At 66.7% G+C, this 7,127-nt stretch carries 7 protein-coding genes, 1 tRNA gene and 1 pseudogene; 4 read left to right on the forward strand and 5 right to left on the reverse strand.

Features of this window, described 5'->3' with window-relative positions; genetic code table 11:
• Positions 1-46 precede the first annotated feature (46 nt).
• Complete coding sequence (locus DIE17_RS26650; protein ID WP_124522172.1) at positions 47-949, forward strand: LysR family transcriptional regulator; 903 nt, start codon at positions 47-49, stop codon at positions 947-949.
• 44 nt (positions 950-993) lie between these two features.
• On the opposite strand, the gene DIE17_RS26655 is transcribed toward DIE17_RS26650, so the two are convergent.
• From DIE17_RS26655 to DIE17_RS26670, 4 genes are all read right to left on the reverse strand, one after another.
• The gene (locus tag DIE17_RS26655; RefSeq protein WP_124522174.1) at positions 994-2,412 is read right to left on the reverse strand and encodes an amino acid permease; all 1,419 of its coding nucleotides are present in this window, start codon (positions 2,410-2,412) and stop codon (positions 994-996) included.
• Positions 2,413-2,504: 92 nt separating this feature from the next.
• Positions 2,505-3,575 carry a porin gene (locus DIE17_RS26660; RefSeq protein WP_409333459.1) on the reverse strand — a complete coding sequence of 357 codons (1,071 nt, stop codon included), beginning with the start codon at positions 3,573-3,575 and terminating at the stop codon, positions 2,505-2,507.
• A gap of 94 nt (positions 3,576-3,669) precedes the next feature.
• Positions 3,670-4,056 (reverse strand): RidA family protein, encoded by a 387-nt coding sequence (locus tag DIE17_RS26665; RefSeq protein WP_124488333.1) that lies wholly within the window; start codon positions 4,054-4,056, stop codon positions 3,670-3,672.
• Positions 4,057-4,086: 30 nt separating this feature from the next.
• On the reverse strand, positions 4,087-5,301 hold the full coding sequence (locus tag DIE17_RS26670) for an amino acid aminotransferase (RefSeq protein ID WP_124488338.1): 1,215 nt from the start codon (positions 5,299-5,301) through the stop codon (positions 4,087-4,089).
• 191 nt (positions 5,302-5,492) lie between these two features.
• Between DIE17_RS26670 and DIE17_RS26675 the strand changes: the two genes are divergently transcribed.
• The 3 genes from DIE17_RS26675 to cysC all read left to right on the forward strand — a co-directional run bounded on the left by DIE17_RS26675 (position 5,493) and on the right by cysC (position 6,948).
• Positions 5,493-5,975: an Lrp/AsnC family transcriptional regulator gene (locus DIE17_RS26675; protein ID WP_124488334.1), complete on the forward strand. Its 483-nt coding sequence runs from the start codon at positions 5,493-5,495 to the stop codon at positions 5,973-5,975.
• A gap of 83 nt (positions 5,976-6,058) precedes the next feature.
• Positions 6,059-6,133, forward strand: a tRNA-Val gene (locus tag DIE17_RS26680).
• A gap of 275 nt (positions 6,134-6,408) precedes the next feature.
• On the forward strand, positions 6,409-6,948 hold the full coding sequence (cysC, locus tag DIE17_RS26685; RefSeq protein ID WP_124488335.1) for an adenylyl-sulfate kinase: 540 nt from the start codon (positions 6,409-6,411) through the stop codon (positions 6,946-6,948).
• An 18-nt stretch (positions 6,949-6,966) separates the two neighbouring features.
• On the opposite strand, the pseudogene DIE17_RS26690 reads toward cysC, so the two are convergent.
• A pseudogene (locus DIE17_RS26690) lies at positions 6,967-7,127 on the reverse strand (aspartate aminotransferase family protein); the annotation flags it as partial.

Consider the following 7,127-nt stretch of genomic DNA (forward strand, 5'->3'; position numbering starts at 1 on the left):
GTACGATAGACGACGCTTATCGATGCCGATGCGGGAAGGAGACAGCATGGAACTGAGGCAGTTGCGCTACTTCGTGGCGGTCGCCGAGGAACTGCATTTCGGGCGCGCGGCGAAGCGCCTGTTCATCTCGCAGCCGGCGTTGAGCTTCGACATCCGCAAGTTCGAGGACGCGCTCGGCGTGCAGCTCTTTTCGCGCACCAACAAGACGGTCGCGCTGACCAACGCGGGCGCGGTGCTGCTCGGCGAAGCGCGCCGGCTGCTGCTGCAGGCGGCCGAGGCCGAGCGGCTCACGGTGCGCTCTGCGTCCGGCCTCGCGGGCCGGCTGCGGATCGGCTTCGTCCATTCGATGCTGTATCGCGGGCTGCCCGATGCGGTGCGGCGCTTCGAAGCCGATTACCCGGGCGTCGAGATCGTGCTGAGCGAGATGAACACGCAGGCGCAGGTGCAGGCGATCCAGCGTGGCCAGATCGATCTCGGCTACGCGCACTGGGGCCACTGCCCGCCCGAGGTCGAATCGGCGCCCGTCTACGCGGAACCGTTCGTCTGCTGCCTGCCGGCCGCGCATCCGCTCGCGCGGCGCCGTCAGGTCGCGCTCGCCACGCTGGCCGAGGAACCGTTCATCCTGTTTCCGCGCGACGCGGCGCCGCACTATCACGACCTGATCATCGCGCAATGCGTGAACGCGGGATTCAGCCCGCTGATCCGTCACGAGGCGCGGCTGTGGCAGACGATCCTGTCGATGATCGAGTTCGGCATGGGCATCGCGCTGGTGCCGCGCGTGCTGCAGCAGGTGAAGAGCGACCGCCTCGCGTTCCGGCCGCTGAAGGATGCGTCGCTCGAATCGCGCACGCTCGAACTGAAGCGCAGCGGCACTGCCGAACCGGTCGCACTGCGCTTCGCCGACTACGTGCGCGCATCGATCGACGCGCTGCCCGCGCTCGCGGGCTGAGCCGGCGCGCCGGCGCGCCGGCATTTCGCGCCGGCACTTCCCCGTTACTTCGCTTCCGGCTGCAGCGCCGGCTGCGCGCGCCGGTACCACACCGCGTACACGACGGACAGCGCGATCAGGAACGGAATGCCGAAGATCAGCGTCATGTGGAATTCGGCCGTGAAGTAGGTCGTCACCATCACCGCGAGCATCAGCGCCGCGCCGAGCAGCGTCAGCAGCGGAAAGCCGCGCATCCGGAACGCGGGCGCCGGCAGGCCGAGCGCCGCGCGACGCCGCCGGAAGCAGTAATGCGTGACGAAGATCATCATCCACGTGAACAGCGCGCCGAACATCGACACCGCCATCATGATCGTGAACGACGCGTCCGGGTACAGCACGCTCAGGACCGTCGCGAGCGCGATGCCGAGCGTCGACAGCAGCAGCGCGCCGAACGGCACGCCGCGCGCGTCGACCTGGCCGAGCGCCTTCGGCGCATAACCCGCGCGCGACAGGCTGAACATCATCCGCGTCGTGATGTAGAGCTGGCTGTTCATCGCGGACAGCGCGGCGATCAGCACGACGAAGTTGATCAGCCCGGCCGCGCCCGGCAGGTGGATCGCCTCCATCACCTTCACGAACGGGCTCTCGTCGCGCCCCGCCGCCGTCCACGGCACGATCGCGAGCATCAGCGCGAGCGTGACGAGGTAGAACAGCACGAGCCGCACGATCGTCGAGCGGAACGCGCGCGTCACCGCGCGCTCGGGATCCTCCGCCTCGCCCGCCGCGACCGCGATCATCTCGATGCTCAGGTAGCTGAAGATCGACACGATCACCGCGACCCACATTCCCCACATGCCCTTCGGGAAAAAGCCGCCGTGCCCGGTGTAATGGTGGAAGCCCGCGCGGGCCGCACCGTCGCCGACCAGTGCCGGATTGCCGAACACGACGTACGCGCCGAGCACGATGAAGCCGACGATCGCCGCGATCTTCACGACCGAGAAGCCGTATTCGACCGCGCCGAACACGTCGACGCTGCGCGCGTTGACGAACACGAGCAGCGCCGAGAAGCCGACGATCCACAGCCAGCCCGGCACGCCCGGGAACCAGTACTTCATGTACAGCGCGATCGCGGTGACTTCGGTGCCGACCGCGAGCACGATGCACGCCCAGTACGCATAGCGCACGAGGAACCCGGCCCACGGGCTCACGTAATGTTCGGCGTATGCGCCGAACGACCCGGAGGTCGGATGCGCGACCGTCATCTCCGCGAGACAGCCCATCAGCAACAGCGAGATGAACGCGCCGATCGCGTAGCTGACGAGCACGCTCGGGCCCGCGAAGCCGATCGCGAACCCGCTGCCGAGAAAGAGACCGGTGCCGATCGCACCGCCGATCGCGATCATCGCCATCTGCCGTGCGGAAAGTGTGCGGCGCAGACCCTGCTCGCGCGCCGCGATGTGCTGGAATTGCCCTTCTGGTTGCATCGAATGACCTCGTTCGAAAGCGTGTGTCCGGCCGAAACGTCGACGGCGCACGGACCGGTGCCGGACCGCACCGGCCACCGCGCGCCGCATGCTCAGAACAGGTGGCGCAAGCCGGCCGCGATGCCCGTCTGGTTGCCGCGTCCGGGCATTTCGGTGAACGCGCCGCCGGTCACCCGGTTGTAGTCGACCGTCGCGTAGACCTGCGTCGCCTTCGACAGCGCGTACTCGGCCTCGAGCACGCCCGTGTAGCGCTTTCCGCCGTTACCGGCGATGCCGTTGACGTTGCGGATGTCGTCGTAGTACGCGACGCCCGTCACCGAAACCGCCGGCGTGACCTTCACGCTCGCGCCGGTATAGAAGATCGCGTCGCGGCGCGGATTGTCGGCGAACGCACCGTAGGTCACGTCGCGGCCCGGCGCGTTCAGCAATTGCCGGTCGAGCATGCCCGTGCGGTCGATGCCGCCGAGATAGCCCGCGTACAGCGTCGCCGCGCCGAACGCATAGCGTGCGCCCGCGCCCCACGCCTGCTGCGCGCGGCTCGTCAGGTCGCGCACCTGCTGGTAGGTCGCGCCGACCATCAGCCCGCCGAGCGTGTACGACACGTGCGTGCCCCAGTACGCATTCGCGCCGAGGCTGCCCGCGACGCCGCCGAAGCCGTAGCTCGCGCCGACGTTCAGCCCGCCGAACGTGCCGTCGTAGCTGGCCACGTTGCTCGCGCGGCCCTGCGTGAGGAAGTACGGCCACATGTTGGCCGTGTAGTTGCCGACCGTCAGCGGATCGAGATCGCCGAACAGGTTGAATGCCTCGGTCGCCTGCCGGCCGAGCTTCACGGTGCCCCAGTCGCTCGCCAGGCCGACATACGCGTAGCGGCCGAACAGCGCGCCGTCGAGCTGCCCGTTCTGCGGCTCGAAGCCGCTCTCGAGCCGGAAGATCGCCGTCAGGCCGCCGCCGAGCGCTTCGCTGCCCTTCAGGCCCCAGCGGCTGTTGGTGATCGCACCGTTGGTCATCTGCACGCTCGCGTCGTTCGACGCGTTCGCATGCGTCGTGTAGCGAATGCTCTGGTCGACGATGCCGTACAGCGTCACGCTGCTCTGCGCCATCGCGCCGCTCGCGGCGAGCAGGCCGGCAATCGTCGGTAGTGCGAACCTATTGATACTCTTCATCTTCGTCTCCATCCTTGTCTGAATTATCGATGTGTACTGGTTGGGGTATGTCGGTAATCGTGGGTACTGCAATCCGCGCCGAGTTGCGTGCTTTCTAGCCGCGTGCCGCCGGCAACGCCACGTATGCGACGAGTTCGACGCGCATGTCCGGGTGCGCGAAGCCCTGCACGCCCACGCACGTGCGGTTCGGGTACGGTTCGCGAAAGTGGCGCCGGTATTCGGCGTCGAATTCGGGCATCGCCTTCACGTCGGACAGGTAGACGAGCACCTGCGCGACGTCGTCCATCGTCGCGCCGGCCGCCGCGACGGCCTTCGCGAGATTGCCGAGCGTGAGGCGCGCCTGCCCCGTCATCGTGTCGCCTGCGATCGCGCCGGACGCATCGACCGGGCCGTGGCCGGTAAACATCAGCCCGCCCGCGCGGGTCGCCCACGAGAACGGCTGCGCGAGTTGCGGCAAGTCGACCGGGATCGTGTCTGCCATCGTGTCCTCCTTCGGTTCGGGATCGGCCGCTCAGGCAGCCTGGCGCGACGTGCCGCCGAGCACGTCGGCGATCGCGTACGCGACGTGCTCGACGTTCGCGTCGTTCAGGCCCGCGATGCACATGCGGCCCGAGCGCAGCAGGTAGACGCCGTGCGACGCGCGCAGCCGGTCCACGTCGGTCGCGGCGATGCCCGTATAGCTGAACATGCCGCGCTGCGTGACGAGCGCGTCGAACGCGGGCCCGGCCAAGCGCGCGTCGAGCCGCGCCTTCAGCTCGCCGCGCATGCGCTTGATGCGCGTGCGCACCTGGGCCACCTCGTCTTCCCAGCACGCACGCAGGACGTCGTCGTTCAGCACCGCCGACACGAGCTGCGCGCCGAACAGCGGCGGGCTCGAGTAGGTGCGGCGCACGCCGGCCTGCAGCTGGCTCAGCACCGTCGCCGCTTCGCCCGCGCTCGCGCAGACGATCGACAGGCCGCCGACGCGCTCGCCATACAGCGAGAAATTCTTCGAGAACGAGTTGCTGACGATCGCCGGCAGCCCGGCTTCGACGATCGCGCGCACGGCCCATGCGTCGTCGTCGAGACCATCGCCGAAGCCCTGGTACGCCATGTCGAGGAACGGAATCAGCCCGCGGCGCGCGAGCACGTCGATCACAGCGCGCCACGCGTCGCGGTCGAGGTCGAGGCCCGTCGGGTTGTGGCAGCACGGCTGCAGCAGCACGATGCTGCGCGCGGGCAGCGCGTCGAGCGCCGCGAGCATCGCGTCGACGCGCAGGTCGTTGCGCGCTGCGTCGTAGTACGGATACGTGTGCACGTCGAGGCCGGCCGCCGCGAAGATCACGCGATGGTTGTCCCACGTCGGATCGCTGATCCAGATCGCGCTGTCGGGGAAATAGCGCTTCACGAATTCGGCGCCGAGCCGCAGCGCGCCCGAGCCGCCGAGCGTCTGCAGCGTCGCGATGCGTCCTTGCGCGAGCGCCGCGCAACCGGCGCCGAACACGAGGCGCTGCACGCCCTGCCGATACGCGGCGAGCCCTTCCATCGGCAGATACGTATGCGGCGCGCCGGCTTCGCGCAGGCGCTCGGCCGCGAGGCGCGTGCTCTCCAGCACGGGGATGCGGCCCGCGTCATCGTAATAGAGGCCGATGCTGAGGTTGACCTTGTGCGGATGGGCATCCTGCTGGAACGCCTGGAACAGCGACAGGATCGGATCGCCCGGATAGGCGGGAATGTGTTCGTACATGGCGGAATGACGGTCGGGGTTGAAGGCGGCGATACGGCCGGCGGCGTGACGGCACGTCAGGCCGTGCGGTCGAGGCATGGGGCGCATGTTATCGAGGACGAAATAGAATGAGCTTCACTTTTCGATGACGAATCCCGCCGATTGCAGTAGAGTCTGCGCCTACCATCTAAAAAATGACGGGATTCTGCGAAATGAATCTGGATCGAACCGATATGCGGATCCTCCGGCACCTCGAGCGGGACGGACGCATCAGCAATCAGGACCTCGCGAACGCGGTCGCGCTGTCGCCGTCGGCGTGCCTGCGGCGCGTGAAGCTGCTCGAGGAACGCGGCGCCATTTCCGGCTACCGCTGCACGATCGAGCCGAAGAAGGTCGGCGTCGCATTCGAGGCGCTCGTGCACGTGTCGATGCGGCCGGACGTGCCCGAATGGCACGACCGCTTCGTGGAGGCGATCCAGCAGTGGCCGGAAGTCATCGCCGCGCAGATCGTGACGGGCGGCTCGAACTACGTGCTGACGGTGCGGGCGCGCGACCTCGACCACTACTCGGACTTCGTGATCAACCGGCTGCATCGCGCGACGGGCGTGATGTCGATCAATTCGAGCATCGTGCTCGCGACGCTCAAGCGCGACGGCTCGATCCTCGATCTCGTCGAGCCGTCGACGGCCGGCTGACGCACCTTTTGCACCGGCCTGAAAAATATTTGAAGAAAGTGCTTTACGAACCCGAAAAGCTCTGACATAATTTCAGCTTCTTTGGGCGGTTAGCTCAGCGGTAGAGCACTGCCTTCACACGGCAGGGGTCACTGGTTCGATCCCAGTACCGCCCACCAAAGAATTCAAGGGCCTGCGTTACACGACGCAGGCCCTTTTCGTTTTGTGCGTCGCACTCGTAATGCACACGTCCAAGAGATAATCGCGTGATTCCGACGCGCGCCATCCGCCAGTACGTAATAATCGGTAACGAATTGGTAACGGTGTACGAATAGCGGCTGACTAGAATCGACCACCATGACAGCCGGCCGAGCGGCACCGGCTTCCCACCATCAAGAAGACGAACGGAATCCGGCACGCGCATTGCGGCTGGTTCACGCCGTCGCGACACATCATGACATTGCCGAATTCACATACCCTGTGGTTGACCGGCCTGAGTGGTGCCGGTAAATCCACGCTCTCGCGCGAGATAGCCGCGTACCTGCGCACGCACGACATTCCGGTCTGCATTCTCGACGGTGACGAACTGCGCTCGGGCGTCTCGCACGATCTCGGATTCCGGCGCGACGACCGGGCCGAAAACTGCCGACGTACCGCCGAAATCGCGAAGCTGATGAACAATCAGGGCATCATGGTGATCGTCGCGCTGATTTCCCCGTATGCAGCCGACCGGCAACTGGCGCGGGAAACCATCGGTGACGAGCGCTTCGTCGAAATCTATCTGAAGACCGATATCGAGACCTGCTCCGCGCGCGATCCGAAACGCCTGTACGCGAAGGCCATGACCGGCCAGACGCGCCAGTTCACCGGCATCTCCGATCCCTATGAGGCACCCGTCGCGCCCGATCTCGTTGTCGAGACCGGAACGATGTCCGTCTCCGCGTGTGTCGCGCGCATCATCGAGTTCGATCAACAGCGCTTCGACTACGCCTGACCGAAGCGCTGCGTTCGCTCACCTCACCCGCCCGACCCGTTCCGCGGTCGCATCGAACGCGCGCTTCGCCTTGTCGACGATCTCGTCGACCTCCCCCTCGCGAATCACGAGCGGCGGCGACAGCAGCATCCGGTCGCCGGTCGCGCGCATGATCAGGTTGCCGTTGAAGCAGAAGTCGC

The organism is Burkholderia sp. Bp9099 (assembly GCF_003857805.1).
In the GTDB taxonomy this organism is placed as follows: domain Bacteria; phylum Pseudomonadota; class Gammaproteobacteria; order Burkholderiales; family Burkholderiaceae; genus Burkholderia.